Origin of the sequence: Rhodococcus sp. 14-2470-1a (assembly GCF_002259425.1) — a bacterium.
Lineage (GTDB): Bacteria > Actinomycetota > Actinomycetes > Mycobacteriales > Mycobacteriaceae > Rhodococcoides > Rhodococcoides fascians_E.
The window spans coordinates 36,329-56,190 of the sequence record NZ_NPFZ01000026.1 but is presented as its reverse complement, the minus strand read 5'-3'; the positions used below and the strand labels follow the sequence as shown (position 1 = coordinate 56,190).

The 19,862-nt window shown below is 62.6% G+C and carries 19 protein-coding genes; 9 read left to right on the top strand and 10 right to left on the bottom strand.

Annotated features, from left to right (window positions below; all coding sequences use genetic code 11):
- Positions 1-114: 114 nt before the first annotated feature.
- The 5 genes from CH292_RS14415 to dnaA all read right to left on the bottom strand — a co-directional run bounded on the left by CH292_RS14415 (position 115) and on the right by dnaA (position 6,238).
- A complete protein-coding gene (locus CH292_RS14415; protein ID WP_019665053.1) occupies positions 115-663 on the bottom strand; it encodes a DUF721 family protein in 549 nt (182 codons plus the stop codon).
- A gap of 3 nt (positions 664-666) precedes the next feature.
- Positions 667-1,893 (bottom strand): DNA replication/repair protein RecF, encoded by a 1,227-nt coding sequence (recF, locus tag CH292_RS14410; protein ID WP_026347783.1) that lies wholly within the window; start codon positions 1,891-1,893, stop codon positions 667-669.
- Positions 1,894-1,896: 3 nt separating this feature from the next.
- Positions 1,897-2,892 (bottom strand): phosphogluconate dehydrogenase (NAD(+)-dependent, decarboxylating), encoded by a 996-nt coding sequence (gene gnd, locus CH292_RS14405; protein WP_373454684.1) that lies wholly within the window; start codon positions 2,890-2,892, stop codon positions 1,897-1,899.
- Positions 2,892-4,076: a DNA polymerase III subunit beta gene (dnaN, locus tag CH292_RS14400; protein WP_094655077.1), complete on the bottom strand. Its 1,185-nt coding sequence runs from the start codon at positions 4,074-4,076 to the stop codon at positions 2,892-2,894. The genes gnd and dnaN overlap by 1 nt, the downstream gene beginning before the upstream one ends.
- Before the next feature lie 629 nt (positions 4,077-4,705).
- Positions 4,706-6,238 carry a chromosomal replication initiator protein DnaA gene (gene dnaA, locus CH292_RS14395; RefSeq protein WP_026347785.1) on the bottom strand — a complete coding sequence of 511 codons (1,533 nt, stop codon included), beginning with the start codon at positions 6,236-6,238 and terminating at the stop codon, positions 4,706-4,708.
- A 645-nt stretch (positions 6,239-6,883) separates the two neighbouring features.
- Here dnaA and rpmH point away from each other — a divergent pair.
- The 9 genes from rpmH to CH292_RS14345 all read left to right on the top strand — a co-directional run bounded on the left by rpmH (position 6,884) and on the right by CH292_RS14345 (position 15,428).
- A complete protein-coding gene (rpmH, locus tag CH292_RS14390; RefSeq protein WP_026347786.1) occupies positions 6,884-7,027 on the top strand; it encodes a 50S ribosomal protein L34 in 144 nt (47 codons plus the stop codon).
- Between the two features lie 31 nt (positions 7,028-7,058).
- Positions 7,059-7,451 carry a ribonuclease P protein component gene (gene rnpA, locus CH292_RS14385; protein ID WP_026347787.1) on the top strand — a complete coding sequence of 131 codons (393 nt, stop codon included), beginning with the start codon at positions 7,059-7,061 and terminating at the stop codon, positions 7,449-7,451.
- Entirely contained in the window at positions 7,452-7,790 is a 339-nt protein-coding gene (gene yidD, locus CH292_RS14380) for a membrane protein insertion efficiency factor YidD (protein WP_033189446.1), read from the top strand. It abuts the gene before it with no gap.
- 4 nt (positions 7,791-7,794) lie between these two features.
- Positions 7,795-8,883 carry a membrane protein insertase YidC gene (gene yidC, locus CH292_RS14375; RefSeq protein WP_094655076.1) on the top strand — a complete coding sequence of 363 codons (1,089 nt, stop codon included), beginning with the start codon at positions 7,795-7,797 and terminating at the stop codon, positions 8,881-8,883.
- A gap of 24 nt (positions 8,884-8,907) precedes the next feature.
- Entirely contained in the window at positions 8,908-9,546 is a 639-nt protein-coding gene (locus tag CH292_RS14370; protein WP_094627627.1) for a protein jag, read from the top strand.
- A gap of 2,080 nt (positions 9,547-11,626) precedes the next feature.
- Positions 11,627-12,304, top strand: a complete 678-nt coding sequence (rsmG, locus tag CH292_RS14360) for a 16S rRNA (guanine(527)-N(7))-methyltransferase RsmG (RefSeq protein WP_019665065.1) — start codon at positions 11,627-11,629, stop codon at positions 12,302-12,304.
- A 70-nt stretch (positions 12,305-12,374) separates the two neighbouring features.
- The gene (locus CH292_RS14355; RefSeq protein ID WP_027498896.1) at positions 12,375-13,415 is read left to right on the top strand and encodes a ParA family protein; all 1,041 of its coding nucleotides are present in this window, start codon (positions 12,375-12,377) and stop codon (positions 13,413-13,415) included.
- A gap of 5 nt (positions 13,416-13,420) precedes the next feature.
- Positions 13,421-14,464 (top strand): ParB/RepB/Spo0J family partition protein, encoded by a 1,044-nt coding sequence (locus CH292_RS14350; protein ID WP_019665067.1) that lies wholly within the window; start codon positions 13,421-13,423, stop codon positions 14,462-14,464.
- Positions 14,465-14,741: 277 nt separating this feature from the next.
- Entirely contained in the window at positions 14,742-15,428 is a 687-nt protein-coding gene (locus CH292_RS14345; RefSeq protein WP_019665068.1) for a hypothetical protein, read from the top strand.
- Positions 15,429-15,462: 34 nt separating this feature from the next.
- Here CH292_RS14345 and CH292_RS14340 read toward each other — a convergent pair whose 3' ends face one another.
- The 5 genes from CH292_RS14340 to sigM all read right to left on the bottom strand — a co-directional run bounded on the left by CH292_RS14340 (position 15,463) and on the right by sigM (position 19,780).
- A complete protein-coding gene (locus CH292_RS14340) occupies positions 15,463-16,653 on the bottom strand; it encodes an N-acetylmuramoyl-L-alanine amidase (RefSeq protein WP_019665069.1) in 1,191 nt (396 codons plus the stop codon).
- 232 nt (positions 16,654-16,885) lie between these two features.
- Positions 16,886-17,218 (bottom strand): thioredoxin, encoded by a 333-nt coding sequence (gene trxA, locus CH292_RS14335; protein WP_019665070.1) that lies wholly within the window; start codon positions 17,216-17,218, stop codon positions 16,886-16,888.
- A 47-nt stretch (positions 17,219-17,265) separates the two neighbouring features.
- A complete protein-coding gene (gene trxB, locus CH292_RS14330) occupies positions 17,266-18,255 on the bottom strand; it encodes a thioredoxin-disulfide reductase (RefSeq protein ID WP_094655074.1) in 990 nt (329 codons plus the stop codon).
- Between the two features lie 109 nt (positions 18,256-18,364).
- Complete coding sequence (locus CH292_RS14325; protein WP_020112247.1) at positions 18,365-19,132, bottom strand: hypothetical protein; 768 nt, start codon at positions 19,130-19,132, stop codon at positions 18,365-18,367.
- A 57-nt stretch (positions 19,133-19,189) separates the two neighbouring features.
- Positions 19,190-19,780: an RNA polymerase sigma factor SigM gene (gene sigM / locus CH292_RS14320; protein WP_051104895.1), complete on the bottom strand. Its 591-nt coding sequence runs from the start codon at positions 19,778-19,780 to the stop codon at positions 19,190-19,192.
- Positions 19,781-19,862 lie beyond the last annotated feature (82 nt).

The following is a 19,862-nucleotide window of genomic DNA, read 5'->3' as shown; positions in this document are numbered from 1 at the left end:
AATTACGCTACGCACCGAGGCTGTGCAGAGCAACCAAGATCACCTTGATTCATCAGTGTGATCCAAGCAATAGGGACAATTTACAGCGTCGGTCCGCTTCGGTAGGAGTTGAATCTACCCGTACGTGTCTCGCGGCCCGCGGCCCTTGATGTGGCGGTCGCCCTTACGCCAACTCTTGGTCGTGGGTCCGTGGATCTTCAAGGACTTCACGACGCCGTGTCCCACTGCCGCGGCGATCTTGGCCAGAATCTGCGCTTGCATCAAGCGCAGCTGCGTCGCCCACGCCGTGGACTCGGCGGTGACGCTCAGAACACCGTCCTCGAGTTTCGTCGGCGTCGCGTGGGACGCGATGTCCTCGCCAACCACCGCGGGCCACCGCCCGAGCACCGTACCTTCCGCCACCTTGTCCGACCATCCGCGTTTCTGCGCGATCGACCCGGCGAGCGAACCCAGAGTCTGCGGGTCACGGTCGTCGGGACCTGCACCGGACCATCCGCGCTTACGTCGACCTCGAAGTGCGCGGACGCCTCCCTTCGGCGAAGAACGCCCCTGCCCGACGGATTTGCCGCTCGCCTTCGCGGCAGCTCGCGCGTCCTCGAGGGCACGGCGCGCCAAGTCGACGCCCTTGAGCTCGTCCGTTCCTTCGCCTGATTCTTCGTTCACGTCTCATACTCCTTCGGTGGAGTCGACGGTGGCGTCGATCGGGGTTATCGTCGAGATTCGTTCCGAACTATGTTGCACTGCTTCGACTTTCCACCGACGAGCATCGATCTCCGGCGGAATGTCCTCCGCGACGGCGGCGGTGATCAACACTTGCTCCGCCTCGGCCGCGACGGCGGCCAGGGCACTGCGACGCTTGCGGTCGAGCTCGGCGAAGACGTCGTCGAGCATCAACACCGGGTCGGTCCCCTCCGCCCGTAACAACCGAAAGGACGCCAGCCGCAACGACAAGGCGTACGACCACGATTCACCATGGCTGGCAAACCCTTTCGCGGGCTGATCACCGAGCATCAACTCGAGGTCGTCTCGGTGTGGTCCCACCAGACAGACTCCGCGCTCGATCTCGCGTTGACGCATCTCGTTCAGCCGATGGAGAAACGCAGCTTCGAGCACATCGACGTCGTCGGGCTCCGGTACACGGGCTACATCCGCGAACTCCGGCGGCAGTACGTCCCCCAGACTGCTTCTGTATGTCACTGCGGCAGGGCGTGATTCAGGCGCAATGGATGCGTAGGACTCGGCCACCAACGGTTCGAGTTCGTGAACCAAGCCGATGCGCGCGGCCAGCAACTGGGCACCGTGCGCCGCGAGATGACCGTCCCACACGTCGAGCGTGGCGAGCGCGCTGGCACCGTCGGTCGACCGTGAGCCACGACGCAATGCCCCACCCGCGGTCTTCAGCAACGCCGACCGTTGCCGAAGCACCTTGTCGTAATCTGCTCGCACACCAGCCATTCGAGGCCTACGGGTGGTCAGCAACTCGTCCAGATAGCGACGTCGATCCCCTGGATCTCCCCGCACGAGGGACAGGTCCTCCGGAGCGAAGAGCACGCTGTGCAGAACGCCCAGTATCTCCCGCGGTCGGCGCACCGGGGAGCGATTCATCCTGGCCTTGTTGGCTTTTCCCTCGAGCAACTCGATGTCGATGGTCAGTTCTCGACCGAGGTTGACCACCGAGGCACTGGCGAACGCACGCTGTGCACCCGCGCGGATCATCGGAGCATCGGAGGACACCCGGTGCGACGACAGCGTCGACAGATAGCCGAGCGACTCGAGCAGGTTCGTCTTGCCGTGACCGTTGGGACCGACGAACACCGTCGAACCCGGCTCGAGTTCGACGGTGACGTCGTCCCAGGACCTGAAGTCCCGCACGGTGAAAGAGCGAACGAACAAGATCTATTTCTTGGGATCGGGTGCGCGAAGAGTTTCTTCGGTCGACGCACGTTTGACGGCGTGACCACCGAACTGATTGCGCAGCGCGGACACGGCTTTCATCGCCGGTGAATCGTCCTGGCGGGATGCGAATCGAGCGAACAGGGCCGCAGAGATGACCGGTGCCGGAACCGCGTGCCGAATCGCTTCTTCGACCGTCCACCTTCCTTCGCCGGAATCCTCTGTGTAACCGGAGATTTCAGCGAACTCGGGGTCCTCGGCCAGCGCCTGAACCAGCAGGTCGAGCAGCCACGACCGGACAACGGTGCCCTTGCTCCACGCACGAAGAACACCATGAGTGTCCTGCACGAGTTCCTCGGCCTCGAGCAGCTCGTACCCCTCGGCGTACGCCTGCATCAGCCCGTACTCGATGCCGTTGTGCACCATCTTCGAGTAGTGGCCGGCACCGACAGGGCCCGCATGGACGAAACCGTCGGCCCGCTCACCTTCCGGACGAAGCGCGTCGAAGATCGGCTGAGCGCGTGCGACATCGTCTTCCGATCCTCCGACCATCAGGCCGTAGCCGTTCTCGAGGCCCCAGACTCCGCCGGACACGCCTGCGTCGATGTAGCCGATGCCCTTCTTCGCCAGCAGTTCCGCGTTGGGTCCATCGTCGGTGAAGCGCGAGTTACCACCGTCGATGACGAGGTCGCCCTCCTCGAGGGCATCCGCGAGCCCGACGATGGTGCTTCGGGTGATCTCGCCCGACGGGACCATCACCCAGACGATGCGCGGCGCGGTGAGCGCCTGCGCCAGACCCTCGAGCGACGGGGTATCCGTGACCTCGGGCCGCGGGTCGTAACCGATGACTTCGTGGCCGTGCGAGCGCAACCGCTCGCGCATGTTGAAGCCCATCTTTCCGAGGCCGACCAGTCCCAGCTGCATGCGAAGTGTCCTTTGCGTCGAAGATGCTGCCGATGATGAGGGCGTCCACCGACGTCCTCGCGGGTGGTACCCGATCAGCCGGGAAGGCGCACCGGCATCAGCAGATACGTGTAGGCGCTCTGCGGTGCCGCGAACTTACCCGAGGAATCCGGTACCAGTTCATCATCCGTCGTCGGCCGGAGAACCGCAGGCCTACTGGGAGTCGTGAATCCGAATGTGACCTTCTCGCTGTGCAGCGACGACAACCCGTCGATCAGATAGCCGGGGTTGAACGCGATGGTCAGCGGCTCACCCTGGAAGTCGGCGAGCAGTGCCTCCTCGGCCCGACCGGCATCGTCACCACCGGCCGACAGCAGGACGCCTTCCGAGGAGAACTCGAGGCGAACCTGCGCACCACGCTCGGCGACGAGCGCCACACGCTTGATCGCTTCGACGAGAGGTGCGATCTCCACGACGGCAACCGCCGTGTGCTCGGGTGGCAACAGCTGTCGGAACTTCGGGAAGTCGGCATCGAGGAGGCGCGTCGTCGTCCGACGACCTCCGCTGATGATGCCGAGGAGGCCGTCGGCGCCGATCGACGATCCGGACCCCAGAGCGAGCTCCACCGGCGAACTTGCGTTGCCCGTCAACGTCTTTGCCGATTCCGACAACGTACGGGCCGGGATCAGGACCTCGGTCTTGGTCTCTCCGCCGACGGGCAGCCACTCGAGCTCGCGGACTGCGAGCCGGAAGCGGTCGGTCGCCGCGAGGACGACCGTCGTGCCGTGGATTTCGACGCGGATACCGGTGAGCATCGGCAACGTGTCGTCCTTGCCTGCGGCGATGGCAACCTGCGCGATTGCCTCGGAGAACACATCCACTGCGATCGACCCGGTCTGCGTCGGCAGCTCGGGCAACTGGGGGTAGTCCTCGACGGGCATCGTCGGAAGCGAGAATTTCGCGCTTCCGCAGTTGATGAGCACCCGGGTGCCGTCGACGCTGACGTCGACGGGCTTGTTGGGAAGCGACTTCGTGATGTCGGCGAGCAACTTGCCGGACACCAGGACGCGACCGGACGTCGCCACCTCCGCAGAGACGCGGACCTGAGCCGAGACTTCGTAGTCGAAACCGGAGACGGTCAGACCTTGGTCGTCCGCGGCGAGCAGTACACCACCGAGCACTGGTACCGGCGGCCTGGACGGCAGGCTACGAGCAACCCAGGCAACGGAATCGGAAAAATCTTCGCGAGCAACGCGAAACTTCAGACTTCCAAGCTCCATCGCTCGGTTTTTCCTCTCGTTCGGCAGCGGATCGTCTCGAAGGGGTCTTCGTCGAGCATCGGGTGAGCTCGTTTACCGGTGCGTCAAAGAGTCTGACACAGGCTGCGGTGATGAACACCGTATGCCCTTCGTGACCAACTTGAAAGCGGAACGTCCCGACGGCGAGCGCCGACGGAGACCCTCGAGCGACCCTGTGAACGGATTGGTCCCCAACACCTGTTTTAGAAGAGATTCCTTCGAAGAGAAAATCTTCTTATTAATAGGTCCTGTGGAATCTGTGCACACACACCATGCGGCGCTGGTCGTCAGGCGTGGTGTCGTGGGGATGAACTCTGAACCAATCGGTGGCCAACTCGGGACCGCCTGTGGACGAAATTCGGCGGTGCACAGGCCCTCACAGTTCATCCCCAGAAGTCCTCCACTATCCACATGGTTATCCACAGGTGTGAATCAATGGAGTGAAGTACGAAAAAAACTCCTCGGTACCGACTCGAGGGTTGTTTCCGGAGATCGAAACATGACCTGGAACACACCACATCCCTCGAGTCACGACGTGAAACGGCGCGAGCCCCGTACCTCCGGGTGACTCGCGCCGTGATCGTTCCTCGAGAGGTGTCCGAGCGGTGTCGCTAGCGCTTCGAGCGCTGCTTGATCCGAGCGGTGAGCTCCTGGACCTGGTCGTATACCTTGCGACGCTCGGTCATTTCCTTGCGGATCTTCTTGTCGGCGTACATGACGGTCGTGTGGTCGCGGCCGAAGGTCTGGCCGATCTTGGGCAGCGACAGATCCGTCAGTTCCCGGCAGAGATACATGGCGATCTGCCTGGCCATGGCCAGGGCGCGGGCCTTGCCGGGGCCACACAGGTCGTCGATGGTGGTGTTGAAGTACTCGGCCGTGACCGCCATGATCGTTGCCGCGTTGATCTCGAGGCTCGTCGAATCCGGCATCAGATCCCGGAGTACGACCTCGGCCAGCGTCAGATCCAGTGCTTGTCCGTTCAGCGAGGCGAAGGCTGTGACGCGAATCAGCGCACCTTCGAGCTCACGGATGTTGCGTTCGATTCGACTGGCGATCAGCTCGAGGACGTCGTGGGGAACGTCCAGGCGATCCATTCTCGCTTTTTTGCTGAGGATCGCGATCCGAGTTTCGAGCTCGGGCGGCTGGACGTCGGTGATCAGACCCCATTCGAATCGCGTACGCAGGCGCTCCTCGAGGGTGGCCAATTGTTTGGGTGGCCGATCGGAGGACACGACGATCTGCTTGTTCGCATTGTGGAGGGTGTTGAAGGTGTGGAAGAACTCTTCCTGGATACCTTCCTTGCCCTCGATGAACTGGATGTCGTCGACCAGCAGCACGTCGGTTTCGCGGTAGCGACGCTTGAAGGCGACTTTGCGGTCGTCACGAAGCGAGTTGATGAAGTCGTTCGTGAATTCCTCGGTGGAGACGTACTTCACGCGCATGCCGGGGAAGAGTCGCTGCGCGTAGTGCCCGGCGGCATGCAACAGGTGAGTCTTGCCCAGACCCGACGCGCCCCACACGAACAAAGGGTTGTAGGCGCGGGCCGGAGCTTCGGCGATCGCGACGGCGGCCGCGTGAGCGAACCGGTTGGAAGCACCGATGACGAAGGTGTCGAAGGTGTACTTCGCGTTGAGACTTCCCGCACCCGGGGTGGTGGTGGTCGTCTCCGGCGGCTTGGTGAAGTAGGTCGGCCACGAGTTCTGCACACTCGCGAGCGCTTCTCGCTCGTCGTCGACTTCCTCGTAGTCCGCGGTCTCCGAGTCCGACGGCTCGTCGTCGGAGCTGGTGAGGAAGCGGCGCCGATACGTCGGAGAGCTCGGAGTCTCGGGATAGCCGGTCCGTTCGGGCTCGGGCTTCTCGTCCTCGGGAGCGGAGATTCTGACGCCGAGGCCTTCGACTCCCTGGCCGAGATGACGGCCGAGTGCGTGCAGAATCGGCTCACGTAGGTCGCGTTCGATCGCTTCCTGCGCGAAGGACGACGGCACCGCGAGCAGCGCGAACCCCTGGGTCAGAGTGAGCGGCTCGACCAGAGCGAGCCATGCCTTCTGACCTTTGGTCAACGGTTGACCACTGTGTCTGTCGGACGTCAACTCCGTGACAACCTCTGGCCAGACGCGCGCCAGCGCACCCGGATCGTCGCTCACGGCGCCTCCTACTAGACCAAACCGAACTGTGCAGATTTCAGCGAAACGAAGATCGCCGAAGCGGTCATGCGGCGCTTCGATGTCGACTAGCGTCACCGACGGCGAACGGATGCCGGCGAGTTCGAAGACGGACATTGCGCGCGCCCGGTACGAATATGCCACCTGCGGGCTGTTTCCACACAATTATCCACAGGTGTGGATGAACGACACCGGTGTTACCCCCGAACGTCGAAATCCGTCGGAGAACGGCCACTCATGGTCCCTGAGCTGCACTGTTGCGTTCGACGAAATCCTCGAGCTACGGAACAATCCTGTCGACGGCGTCGCCGGCACGCGTCCGAGCGGTTATTCACACACCTCTGTCCCCACCCTTGTGGATGAATTACACCGATGTAGTCTTCTGGGAGACGAATTGCTTGGGTCGTTCCTCCGGGCTCCCCACCCGGTTGGGTGAGTTTGACCCGTCCGCGCTCCATCAGTACTCTCGAACAGTCACCCGAAGCGAGGTGACCGATGCTTGCTGGGTGTTTACAGTTCGGTGGTCGGCCTTCTCGCTGTGGGATGTAATTCGAGTTCGACCGAACTCGGTACTACCGCCAGTAGGCGCCTGGAGTGGGCGCCGAAAATTTTCGAGGAGTGTTGACCGTGGCCAAGGGCAAGCGGACGTTCCAGCCGAACAACCGACGCCGCGCGCGCGTTCACGGCTTCCGTCTTCGTATGCGTACGCGTGCAGGTCGTGCAATCGTTTCTGCGCGTCGCGGCAAGGGCCGCAAGGAACTCACCGCCTAAATCATTGTTCGTCTGAGTTACGGAGCTCGGGGTGTTACCTGAGCCGAACAGACTGCACCGCAGCGCGGATTTCTCGCGTGCCGTGCGTCGAGGCCGTCGAATGGGAAGACAAGACGTGGTTGTTCACGCGTTCGCGCGAGACGACGCACGTTCGGTCTTCTCTGTCGGCTCCCCCAGATTCGGACTGATCGTGAGCAAGGCAGTCGGGCCGGCGGTAACTCGTCATCGAGTTGCGCGCCGGCTTCGGCATATCTGCGCTCAGCTCGTGGTGGATGTGCCGCCGAGCACCGACGTGGTGATCAGAGCTCTACCAGGAGCTTCGGTGCTGACGTCGAAAGAACTGCATCGTCAGGTCCGGTCCGGACTGAAGAAGATGGGCTACCTGGATGCATCCGGCCCCACTGCGTCGAAAGATGCATCGTAAATGAGCCTCCTCCCTCTCGTTCGTTCGCTCCCGGTGCGAACACTTGTCTTCTCGATCGAGCTGTACCGCAATTACGTGTCTCCGCTTCGGCTGCCGACCTGCAGGTTCACCCCCACCTGCAGTGAGTACGCCGTCGACGCGTTGAAGACCCACGGTGCAATCAAAGGCTTGATCCTCGCTTGCGCACGCTTGCTCAAATGCGCCCCCTGGCACTCTGGAGGTTGGGATCCGGTGCCCGAGCGCGGTTCGTGGCGACACCGAACCAGCAGCGACGCAACACAGACTTCGACCGAAGACATCCACTCGTTCGTAGGAGTGGACGAACAGAGGAGTACATAGACCCGTGCTCGATTTCATCTACTATCCGGTCTCCTGGATTCTCTGGGTATGGCACAAGGTGTTCGGCGCCGTTCTCGGCGACGACAACGGCTTCGCCTGGGCGCTGTCCGTGGTGTTCCTGGTGTTCACGCTTCGCTTGATTCTGTACAAACCCTTCGTCAAGCAGGTGCGTACGACTCGGCAGATGCAGGAGTTGCAGCCGCAGATCAAGGCCCTGCAGAAGAAGTACGGCAAAGACAAGCAGCGCATGGCCGTCGAAATGCAGAAGCTGCAGAAGGAGCACGGCTTCAACCCGATCATGGGTTGTCTCCCGGTCCTTGCGCAGGCGCCCGTCTTCATCGGCCTGTTCCATGTGCTTCGGTCGTTCAACCGAACCGGCACCGGATTCGGTCAGCTCGGTCTGAGCGCACAAGAGACTCGATCGCTTCCGAACTACGCGTTCAACGTCGACGACGTCAACTCGTTCCTGGACGCCCGCTTGTTCGGCGCTCCGATCTCGGCCTTCATCACGATGCCGCAGGATCAGCTCGACGCCTACGCCAACCCAGACCTCGGTCTCGGGATCCCGGCTGTGTGGACGATCGTCGCAGTGTCGGTGCCGCTGATGATCATTGCGGCTGTCGCGACACACCTGAACTCGCGTGCGTCGGTCGCGCGTCAGAGTGAGGCTGCAGCGGCCAACCCGCAGTCCGCGATCATGAACAAGCTCGCGCTGTACGTCTTCCCCCTCGGCGTCCTGGCGTTCGGTGCGTTCCTGCCCATCGCCATCCTGCTCTACTGGGTGAGTAACAACGCGTGGACCTACGGTCAGCAGCACCTCGTGTTCGGCAAGATCGACAAAGAGGAAGCAGCGAAGAAGCAGGTTGCCCTCGAGAAGCGATCGGAGAACGCGCCGAAGCCCGGAGTGAAGCCCGTCAGCAAGCCCAAGCCCGGTGCACGTCCGAAGCTTTCGAAATTGGCTCCCGACGATGTTCAGGCAAGCGAACAGGTCGAGGGCGGCGACGCGGATTCGACCGGCAGTTCCTCCGGCGCCGCGAAGCCCAAGCCGCGACCACAGGCCAACCGAAGCAAGTCCAAGCGCAAGCGTCGCTGACGCGGGGATACCGAGGATCAAGAGATGTCTGCAGATACCGATCAAGAAACGAACACGGACAACGCGGTGAGCGCTGGGGATGGAGCGAGTGAGGTCGTGGTGGTCGACACCGAGCAGTCGGACAAAGAACCTGTAGTTGCCGAACCCGAGAATGTCGATGCCACACAGGTCGACGACGAGGACATCGACGACGAGGATTCGGAAGACTACCTCGTCGAAGAAGGCGAGATCGCCGGCGACTACCTCGAGCAGTTGCTCGACGTTCTCGACTTCGACGGCGACATCGATCTGGACGTCGAGGGCGATCGCGCGGTTGTGAGCATCGACGGTGGCTCCGATCTGTCGAAGCTCGTCGGACGCAAGGGCGAGGTCCTCGACGCGTTGCAGGAGCTGACTCGTCTTGCGGTTCAGCAGTCGACGGGCGAGCGCAGCAAGCTGATGCTCGATGTCGCCGGTTGGCGCGCCAACCGACGCAGTGAACTGAGCACCTTGGGTGTGGAAGCGGCACGTCGTGTTCTGGAAAGTGGAGAACGCGAGGAGCTCACGCCGATGACTCCCTTCGAGCGGAAGATCGTGCACGACGCCGTCGCGAAGATCGACGGCGTGGACAGCGAGAGTACGGGCGTCGAGCCGTCCCGACGAGTGGTCGTCGTGAAGGCGTAGTCACCGACGTAGATCCCGTCGAGTCGAGTCTCTCGACGAAGATGTCAGCTCGAACCGAAAGCCCCCGGCAATCAGCCGGGGGCTTTCGTGTGTCAGGACTAGGTCGAATTGCATCGATGTTATTCGTGGACCGGTTCGCATTTACAAGTGTTTTCCGGTGCAGTCCAGTGTGGCCGTGAAACGTCACTGTGACAGTTTCCTACGCACGCCGTGTCGGACAGCTCGATCATCGACATAGCGTCGGCGCCGATGCGCGGAGTGGGTGTGTTTCACGTGAAACTGGGAGCCGCCTTGGTCGGTTCGACGCATCGGATCGGTTATCGATGGACTGACCGTGTCGGAATCTCAGCGAGGTTGGATCCAGACTTCGGTGATTGGCGGCGGTTTGGTGCCGGGTATAGAGGAGCCGGATCACGGCGACCCTAGCGAGGGCGTCGACTCTTCGGTGACCATTCGGCGCCGCGTCGATATCGAGAGTCGGGACGGGTCGTCGTTCGGACGGCCTGTTTCACGTGAAACCCGATGGGCGTGCCGACGGGATTCGGGTTTGGGGTCGGAGACGTACGCGGCCGTAGGTGTCGGTGGGTCGTGGTCCGTCGTCGGATCGTCTCCCACTCCCCCGGCTGTAGGCGGTGTTGGCTGTGAGATCCGAGACCGCCGGAGTCACGTCGTCACCGTGTTTCACGTGAAACTTGGGTGACTGGTGGAGGTACGAATAATTTATGGTTCGAAATCATCATTGTTCGAGAGGATCAGTCGAGCGTCGCCCGATCGTCTCTGTCCACTCAGGGTCCGGTTCGCAGGATCCGACCGATACTGGGTCACGTCTGACAGCCGACTGCTGATGTTGCATTGATGGTCGCATCGGCTCGGTAGCGCATTGATCCGAATGCGAGAGGGAGACTCGACGGCGAACCGCGGATTCGCCGGCGTCGGAACGAACGGTCGGCCACACAACCCCATACGCGATGATCGGAGAATCGACGGTGGGAGTCCGATTGCGAGACATCGGGGCCGGCGGGTCTGCGAGGAGTGCGCCCGGTCGTGAAGTGATCCGGCGGCCTTATGTATCGAACGAAGGTCGAAGAAGAGAGTTTGGTGTCTACGTGGCGGGATTTGTTTGTAAGGGTCCGCCCGATGACAAGAGGCCGGTTCGGGTCGGAACCAGGCACCGGCTGGAACCGGCCGCGGACTCTCGGGGGGCGGTGCGGTGCTGATGCACGATCGAGTCTGGAACGGTCGGTCCGGCCGTGACGCGTTGGTTCCGCGAAGAAGGCCGGATTCGCAGTCGAGGGTTATCGCGCAAAGAGGTGTGCGCGATGGACGTGGTCGAGTGGGTAGAGACTAAACACCGAGTTGGGAATGCCCAAGCCCGATTGCGCCTGTTTCACGTGAAACCAGGATGCGGCTTTGCGACCCGATGGGCGGGTCAGTGGGCAGCCATGTAAGTCGTGTCGTGACGGACCCGAAGTCGGTAGCTCACTGTAGACCGGCGGTATCGAGTCTGGTCGGTCGCGATCTGTAGATGAACACACCGGAGCCGACCCTGTTGCCTTGTTCCACGTGAAACGTCAAAACGGGCGTTGCTACGATCCCACGGGTGCCGGATCGTCGCGGATGCGCAACGAGTTTCAAGACAGGCGAACTCCCCCGTCAGTGTTCGTACACGACCGCTGCCAACTTCCTTGAGCTCATCGACGGTCTCCGGAAACCGTCGCAGTGAGCCCGCCGGGGCGCCTGAGCGATATGAAGTTGAAGTGCGTCCGTCCACTGCGAGCGAACCGGTCACTGAACGGTGACGAGTGGGTCCGAACCAAGCTGGGTCGAAGGCGTCCAGGAATGATTGCCGAACTGTCAAGCACTGTGTGTCCGTCCAGCGGGGCGGCGGTCGAATCTCCAGAGTTCGGCTCCGAGGCAGCCATGCCGCTGCAGGCGTCTCTTGTCGGCGGCCGACATCCACGGGGTCACATCCGGTCGGGTGGAACTGTTTCACGTGAAACGCCACCGATCGTACGAATTTGGGTGATTTCCGAGCCAATACGCCTCGAGGGTTTGGTGAAGCGACCCCCTACACGGGAGGATGGAGGACGTGCAACCAGAGCCGCTTGATGACGACAAAGTATTGGCCATCGCCGAGCGCGTGTTCGGTCCGCGGCTCGATCTGGCACAGCAGTATCACGAGTCGTTGGCGACGCTCGGTGTCGAGCGAGGGCTGATCGGTCCGCGCGAAGTTCCTCGGTTGTGGGAGCGGCACATCTTGAATTGCGCCGTAGTCGGTGAACTGATCGACGAGGGCGAGCGTGTGGTGGACATTGGAAGCGGAGCGGGGTTGCCCGGTATCCCTCTCGCGATTGCGCGTCCCGATCTCCACGTGACACTCGTCGAGCCGCTTCTTCGACGCACCGTCTATCTCGCTGAATTCATCGAGGGCGCCGGGCTGGATGTGTTGGTGGTCCGGGGCCGCGCCGAGCAGCCGGGCGTGAAGAAGGAAGCAGGTGGGGCCGACGTCGTCACCTCTCGCGCCGTTGCCCCGCTCGAGAAGCTCGCCAAATGGTCTCTCCCGCTGATCCATGAACGCGGGCGGATGCTCGCCCTCAAGGGAAGTAGCGCCGAAGAGGAAATCGAGCGCGATCGCTCTTCCCTTGGTCGCATGGGTGCTGGCAAGCTGGAGGTCGTCAAGTGTGGCGTGGACATTGTTCCGACGCCGACGATCGTGGTTCGTGCCGAACGAGTCCCCCGTCGCTTTCCGCGTTCATGACACTGCACTTGGCTTCGAGTCAGGTCCCTCAATCCACGTAGTTCAATCCGTTCCGCATTAAGGAGCACATATGTCGGGTGGATCCGATCCCACTGTTTCACGTGAAACAGAAGGCAACGTTTCACGTGAAACAGAATCATCTGCGCCCAGTTCACGAAGTTCTCGGAATGGCGCAGGATCGAAAGCGACGGACGGATCTGGTTTCGGCGCGTACAGCAGTATCTCTCCCGACGACACTCCTATCGGTGCGGCGGCGCACAGAGCGAGTCAGGTACTGCACCCGGGCAGCGTCACGCTCCCCAAGCCCGACAAGCGACGGATGTTGACGATCGCCAACCAGAAGGGTGGCGTCGGTAAGACGACGACGGCCGTCAACCTGGCTGCTGCGCTCGCGATTCAAGGGCTGACTGTCCTGGTTGTCGATCTCGACCCTCAGGGCAACGCCAGCACCGCTCTGGGCGTCGAGCATCATTCCGGAGTGCCCTCGAGCTACGAGGTTCTGATCGGTGAGGTCAGCGCCCGCGAAGCCATCCAACAGAGCCCCCACAGCGAGCGCCTGTACTGCATTCCGGCGACGATCGACCTCGCCGGTGCGGAGATCGAACTGGTCTCCATGGTGGCCCGTGAGGGACGCCTGAAGACGGCACTGGCGGACCTCGACTCCATCGACGCGGACTTCGTCCTGATCGACTGCCCGCCTTCGCTCGGACTGCTGACCGTCAACGCGTTGGTCGCGGCGACGGAAGTACTGATCCCGATCCAGTGCGAGTATTACGCCCTCGAGGGTGTGGGTCAGTTGCTCCGCAACATCGAGTTGGTTCAGGCACATCTCAACCCCGCTCTGCACGTGTCCACCGTGATCCTGACGATGTACGACGGTCGTACGAAGCTCGCGGATCAGGTCGCCGAAGAGGTTCGGAAACACTTCGGAGATGCAGTCCTCCGTGCGGTGATTCCGCGCAGTGTGAAGGTCTCCGAGGCGCCTGGCTATGGAATGACCGTCTTGGATTACGACCCCGGCTCGCGCGGCGCGATGAGCTATTTGGACGCGGGTAGAGAACTGGCAGCGCGGTCCGCCGGCGCAGCAACCGACGGAACGCAGGAGCACTAGGAACCATGAGTCAGACACGTAAAGGCGGTTTGGGCCGCGGACTGGCCGCACTGATTCCCACCGGACCCGACGCAGGACCAAGGCTCGGCAACGCAGCCGCGGACGTCGTCATCGGTAAGGACAACTCGGCCACACGGGCCAAGCCGAAGCCGGCTGCCGCGGGATCGGCCGAAGAGGTGGCGTCGGCGCCCACCCCGACACCGCCGGTACGGAGTTCCGACGAGGACCTCTCCCCCGCGGGCGCGGTGTACCGCGAGATTCCTCCGGGGCTGATTCAGCCGAACCCGAAGCAGCCGCGCAGCGTCTTCGACGACGAGGCGCTCGCCGAGCTGGTTCACTCGATCCGTGAATTCGGGTTGATGCAACCGATCGTCGTACGCACGCTCGAAGGCGGCAAGTACGAGCTCGTGATGGGCGAGCGTCGGTGGCGCGCGAGCCAGGAAGCGGGACTGGATTCCATCCCGGCGATCGTTCGAGAGACCGCGGATGACGCGATGTTGCGCGACGCCCTGCTCGAGAACATTCACCGAGTTCAACTCAATCCACTCGAGGAGGCCGCGGCGTATCAGCAACTCCTCGAGGAATTCGACGTCACTCACGAGGAACTGGCGGCCAAGATCGGCCGATCTCGGCCGGTTGTCACCAACATGATTCGTCTTCTCAAGCTGCCGATCGCGGTGCAACGACGCGTCGCAGCGGGTGTTCTGTCCGCCGGCCATGCGCGTGCGTTGCTGTCGCTCGACGCTGGGTCCGACGCTCAGGAGGCTCTCGCGGCACGGATCGTTGCGGAAGGCATGTCCGTCCGAGCAACGGAGGAAGCGGTCACTCTCGCAAATCGGGAGGACAGTTCGGGTCCCAATCCGGCTCCGCGGCGGAAGCCGATTCAGATGCCGGGGCTCCAGGATGTCGCGGATCGTCTCTCCGATTCGTTCGACACCCGAGTCACGGTGAGCCTCGGCAAGAAAAAAGGCAAGATTGTGGTCGAGTTCGGCTCGGTCGATGATCTTCAGCGCATCGTCGAGATGATGGAAAATCAGAAGAAGAAGTAGCCGCGAAAATTCAGGTACAGACACACACGGTCATTACGTCACGGTGACGTAAGTGCTGGAAGATCGGACGAAGATGTATGTCGAGAACGTGAAAAGTACTGCAGTGCAGAACTTTACAGCGAACACGTCGATTCGAGGTGTGACCGGACGAGTTCAATCGGCTCAGCGCCCGCTACATGAGGCGCGACGGGCAGATCGATCGCATATTCTTGACGTGCGTGCCCGATGTTCTGTGCGGGACGCCGAAAGTTCTAGGGCTTGGAAGCTGAGGTAAGCAGTGTCGCCGCTCGTCACGGGAGTCACGTTGGACTCCTTCGATCGACTACCGACCCATACACGGCGATGCCGCTTCTGGGTACTCGATCCAGCTACCGACAAAGCAGATGGCGGTGCCGTAGATCTCGAGCTCGAGAACGAAGCATGGTTGTCGATGATCATGCTCGAGTGGGGATCCTGCGGACAACTGCTCACACTCGACGGTGCGACAGCGGGCTGTGCCCTGTATGCCCCTCCGAGTGCTGTCCCCCGAGCCGCGCAATTCCCGACGTCGCCGGTGAGTGCCGACGCCGTACTGTTGACGACCCTCCGAACCGAATCCGATGTCGACAGCGAAGGAAACTCAGCAGCGCTGATTCAAGCTGTCGTCGCAGATCTGGTCAACCGCGGCGTACGGGCACTCGAGGCATTCGGCCTACGACGCACCGACGACGACGAGGTGCAGGGGCCGAGAGCATCGGCGTCGTTGGTGTGCACGGAGGCCACGTGCATGATCGACGCGGACTTCCTCGAAAAAGCAGGGTTCGAAGTTGTTGCGCCTCATCACCGTTACCCTCGCCTTCGCCTCGAGCTCGACCGTGACCACGGTTGGAAGGAAGACGTCGAATCGGCGCTCGAGCAGCTCCTCATCGCAGCGAGCCTGACAATGGTGGAAATCGAGCACAAAACGCCCGTCGGAGTCCGCTGACACACCCGCCGACATTCGCCTGTCGGCTGGTTTCTCAGCGCCTGTCGGCTGCGGCCAGTTCTTCGGCCAGGAGTTCCGCGAACGTGAAGGTGCCCGTCGGCTGATCGTCCTGACCGAGAAGGTAGAGACGCTTGACTGCGATCAGGATTGCTTCGGCGATGATGTCGCGTGAGCGAGGATCGCCGAGGACGGCTACGTCTGCCGAGTTGGTGAGGTAGCCGAGGTCCACCTGAACGGTGGGCATGTTGGTGAGCCGCAACAGATCCCACGTTCGGCCGTGGCTACGGCAATCGAGAAGCGGTGTGCGGGCGACGATTTCGCGCTGGATGTAGCCGGTGAGGACCTGGCCGATGAGCGAGGTGGAGCCGTGCGAGTTACCGAAGTGGAAGCTCGCGACACCATTGGCGGCGGTGCTGGAACTCGACGCACATCGGAGCGAGATCATCAGGTCGGCGTTGAAGGCGTTGGAAGTCTCGGCACGTTCGGCCACACTGGGATTGGTGCCGCGCGCCCTCGAGAGGAACGTCTCCATACCGGTTGCCGCCATGCGGCCCTCGAGTCGGCTTGCCACGTCCCACAGAATTTCGGCTTCGGAGATTCGGCCGTACAAGCCGTCGACGATCAGACCGGTATCCGCTCCGCCGAGATCGGGGTCGATGACGATGCGCTTGCCGGTCAGCTGTGGCCCGGACTGCCGTACCAATTCTTCTTCACTGATGGCATGCGGGGATCCACCCGTGACCCGAGCACCCAGCAACTCGAGGGAACGCAGTGTGGCGGGCCCGCAGATGCCGTCGGGAGACAGTCCGATTTCACGCTGGAACGAGGAGAGACCCTCGTGTGTCTTGGGGCCGAAGTAGCCGTCGACACGTTCGCTGTAGAAGCCCAGATCTTGCAGACGAGTCTGGAGGGTGGCGACGTCGTCGCCGTACAGCGGCGCGGACAACTGGTAGATCAAAGTGCGAGCGCCGAGCCGGTAGGACGCTTCCTTGAGAGACCGGTACGTCGCGGGCCCGACGATGCCGTCGACCAGTAGACCGCGGTGTTGCTGGAATGCACGGACGGCGCCATCGAGGGACGAATCGAAGTCCGAGGTGGGTGCACTCCAGTGCAGCGCGTCATCGGTGGTGGGCGACGCGGTGTCCAGCAGGAATCCGAGAGAAACCAGCGTGCTCCGTACCTCTGCGACGGCGGGACCGCTGTCGCCGTGACCGAGTCGGTGCATACCCCAAGACCTCCTGCTGAAGAACGCTGATCGTCGGCCGCGTCGCGTTCCGGAGGAACCGTGACCACCGGTGGCTACGACGCCGACGAACAACAGTCGATGTGCCGACACTGCGTCGGCACATCAGACGATTGTCGCAGAAAGTAGCCGACGGACCGCAATCCACGCCCGAGTGGACCCGGACGAGCGACCTTGCGCAGTCGGGCGTGGATGAGGTATGACCGTGTACCTGCTACAGAACGGCGTCGAGGTCCTTGAGCAGTGCTGCCTTGCCCTTGGCGCCGACGATCTGCTTCACGGGCTTGCCACCCTGGAAGAGGATGAGCGTCGGGATGGACATGACCTTGAAATCGCGCGCGGCCTGGGGGTTGGCGTCGATGTCCAGCTTCGCGATGGTGAGCTTGTCGGAGTGCTCGGCGGCGATCTCCTCGAGGACCGGGGCGACCATCTTGCACGGTCCGCACCATGTCGCCCAGAAGTCGACGAGGACCGGCTTTTCGCTGGTCAGCACGTCGTCGACGAACGACGCATCGGTGATGGTCACGGTCTTCTTGTCATCGGACATATTCGGTGTGCTCCTGAGGGTTGGGACGAAAGATGAAGCAGGGTCGATCAGGCGGAAACAGCGTCGACCGGCTGGTCAGCGTGTTCGAGCGTATTGCTGGTGATGTCACCCTGCTCCGCGAGCCAACGCTCGGCATCGATCGAGGCGGTGCATCCGGTACCGGCTGCGGTGATGGCCTGCTGGTACACGTGGTCGACGAGATCTCCGGCGGCGAAAACGCCGGGCAGCGACGTTGCCGACGACGGCGAGGTGACCTTGACGTAGCCCTCGTCGTCCAGGTCCACCTGGCCTTTGACGAGTTCGCTGCGGGGATCGTGGCCGATCGCGACGAATAAACCTGTGACGTCGAGGGTGCTGGTCTCGCCAGTGCGGGCGTCTTCGATGATCAGGCCGGTGACGGACGTGTCACCGAGGACTTCGTTGACCTTGGTGTCGGTGAGGAAGCGGATCTTGTCGTTCTTCTTCGCACGTTCGAGCATGATGCGTGACGCACGGAATTCGCTGCGGCGATGGACGATCGTGACACTGCGCGCGAACCGAGTGAGGAATGTCGCCTCCTCCATCGCGGAGTCCCCGCCGCCGATGACGGCGATGTCCTGGTCGCGGAAGAAGAAGCCGTCGCAGGTGGCGCAGGCGCTGACGCCGCGGCCGAGCAATTTCTCTTCCCCGGGAATGCCCAGGTAGCGGGCTGCTGCGCCCATCGCGAGGATGACGGCACGTGCCTGGTAGGTCTCACCGTTCGCGGACACGGTCTTGATGTCGCCGGTCAGGTCGAGTTCTTCGACGTCCTCGGTGCGGATGTCGGCTCCGAAGCGCTTGGCCTGCTCGCGCATCTGCTCCATGAGGTCCGGTCCCATGATTCCTTCCCGGAAACCGGGAAAGTTCTCCACCTCGGTGGTGGTCATCAATGCGCCACCGAACTGAGTGCCCTCGAACAGCAGTGGCTCGAGCTCGGCCCGGGCTGCGTAGACACCAGCGGTGTAGCCGGCCGGTCCCGAGCCGACGATGATGAGATCGTGAACCTTGGGCGTAGTCATGCGGACCTTCCGATAGATGTTCGGGTAGCAATCGCGTGAAGCAAGTGAACTTCAGACGTGTGTGACAACACCAGGGTAAGGGGTGTTGTTCCCACTCGTATCGGGCCAGTCACTCGATGTCGCGTCGAACCAACGTGGCCGGATTGTTCGCCCCGCAGTCCGGTCCGACCGCCAACAGCACCATGCCGTCGGCAGCCGAGGCGGTCGCGATCACCAGCATCACTCCCGGCTTGCCGTCGAGTTCCACGGGCGCAGATCCGAGCACCGTGCTGTTCGAGCGAAAGCCGTTGGCGATCAGGCATTCGCGAAGGTTGCCCGCGTCGGTGACCTCGTTTCGCCCCCGCGTCGCCATGACGTCGAAGGCGAGGGAGCTGTCCAGATCGTCGGAGCTCAGCACCAACGTAGGTGCATCCGCTCGAAGATCATCCGCGTACCCGCCGTCGGTGACGCCCGATTTGTCCGACGTCGCCACCACCACCGCTGCCGCGACCACCGTCACCAACACGACCGACGCTGCGATCCCGGCCGCCAGGACGGTGCGTGACATACGACGACGCGACGCGAGTGGAACCGGCGCCCGGTTCTGGGTCGAGGAGTCCGTCGGAGCCTGAACCGGGGGTGCGGCGGACAGTGCGCGATCGATACGTTCCGCGACCTCGGGAGGCATCGGCTCGCCCGAGGCCAGCTCACGGCCTGCGGTAGCCAACCGCCCGGTGACGGCGTCGAGTGCGTCGAGAATCCGGGCCGCATCGGGGTCCTGTCGGACGCGTGGCCACAGTTGCGCACTCACTGCATCCGGAAGAACGCCTGCATGGAGATCGGCCAGGAGATCCGGCGAGTACGGAGGCTCCAGGAGACCGGCGTCGGATGAAGTCATGCCGATCTCCTTCCACGCATGATTCGGTCCTACACACTGTAAGACGCACCGACCTGGTTATCGGTTCCCCTCCTCGCGGAGAAAGTCGAGAAGCCCCGCGAGCTTCAATCTGCCGCGCGCACATCGGCTCTTGACGGTGCCCGTCGGAACACCGAGGATCCGGGCCGCGTCGGACACCGAGTATCCCTCCATGTCCACCGCCACGACCGCCGCGCGTTGCTCCGGGGCCAACTCCATCAGTGCGTTGTGCACCTCGATCGACGTTTCGACCGCGGACATCTGATCGCGGACGTCCGGCAGTTCGGCGGAGTCACCCTCGGGCAGCGGAACCGTCGGCCTCGAGCGATTGCGTCGGATGCGATCGAGGCAGGCGTTGACGACGATCTTGTGGAGCCAACTACGTACGGCCGCATCCGCTCGGAACGACGCTGCGGTCCGATGCGCGGACAGCAGAGCTTCCTGCAAGGCGTCGGCGGCGTCCTCGGTGGTGTAGCTGGTTCGCCGCGCCGTCATCCACAGATGCTCGTGGTGTCGATGCACGAGCGTCGTGAACGCCCGCTCGTCGCCTGCAACGTGCGCAGCCAACAACTCCACGTCGGAACGCCCACTCAGAACATCCCCGACGCCGCTTAGATCTGCACTCCCCATACGAAAACGGCTCCCCCCGTGTTACCGCATTGCTGGAGAGCCTAAGCCATAGAGACCGCGGAGTACGAAACGTTGTCGAATT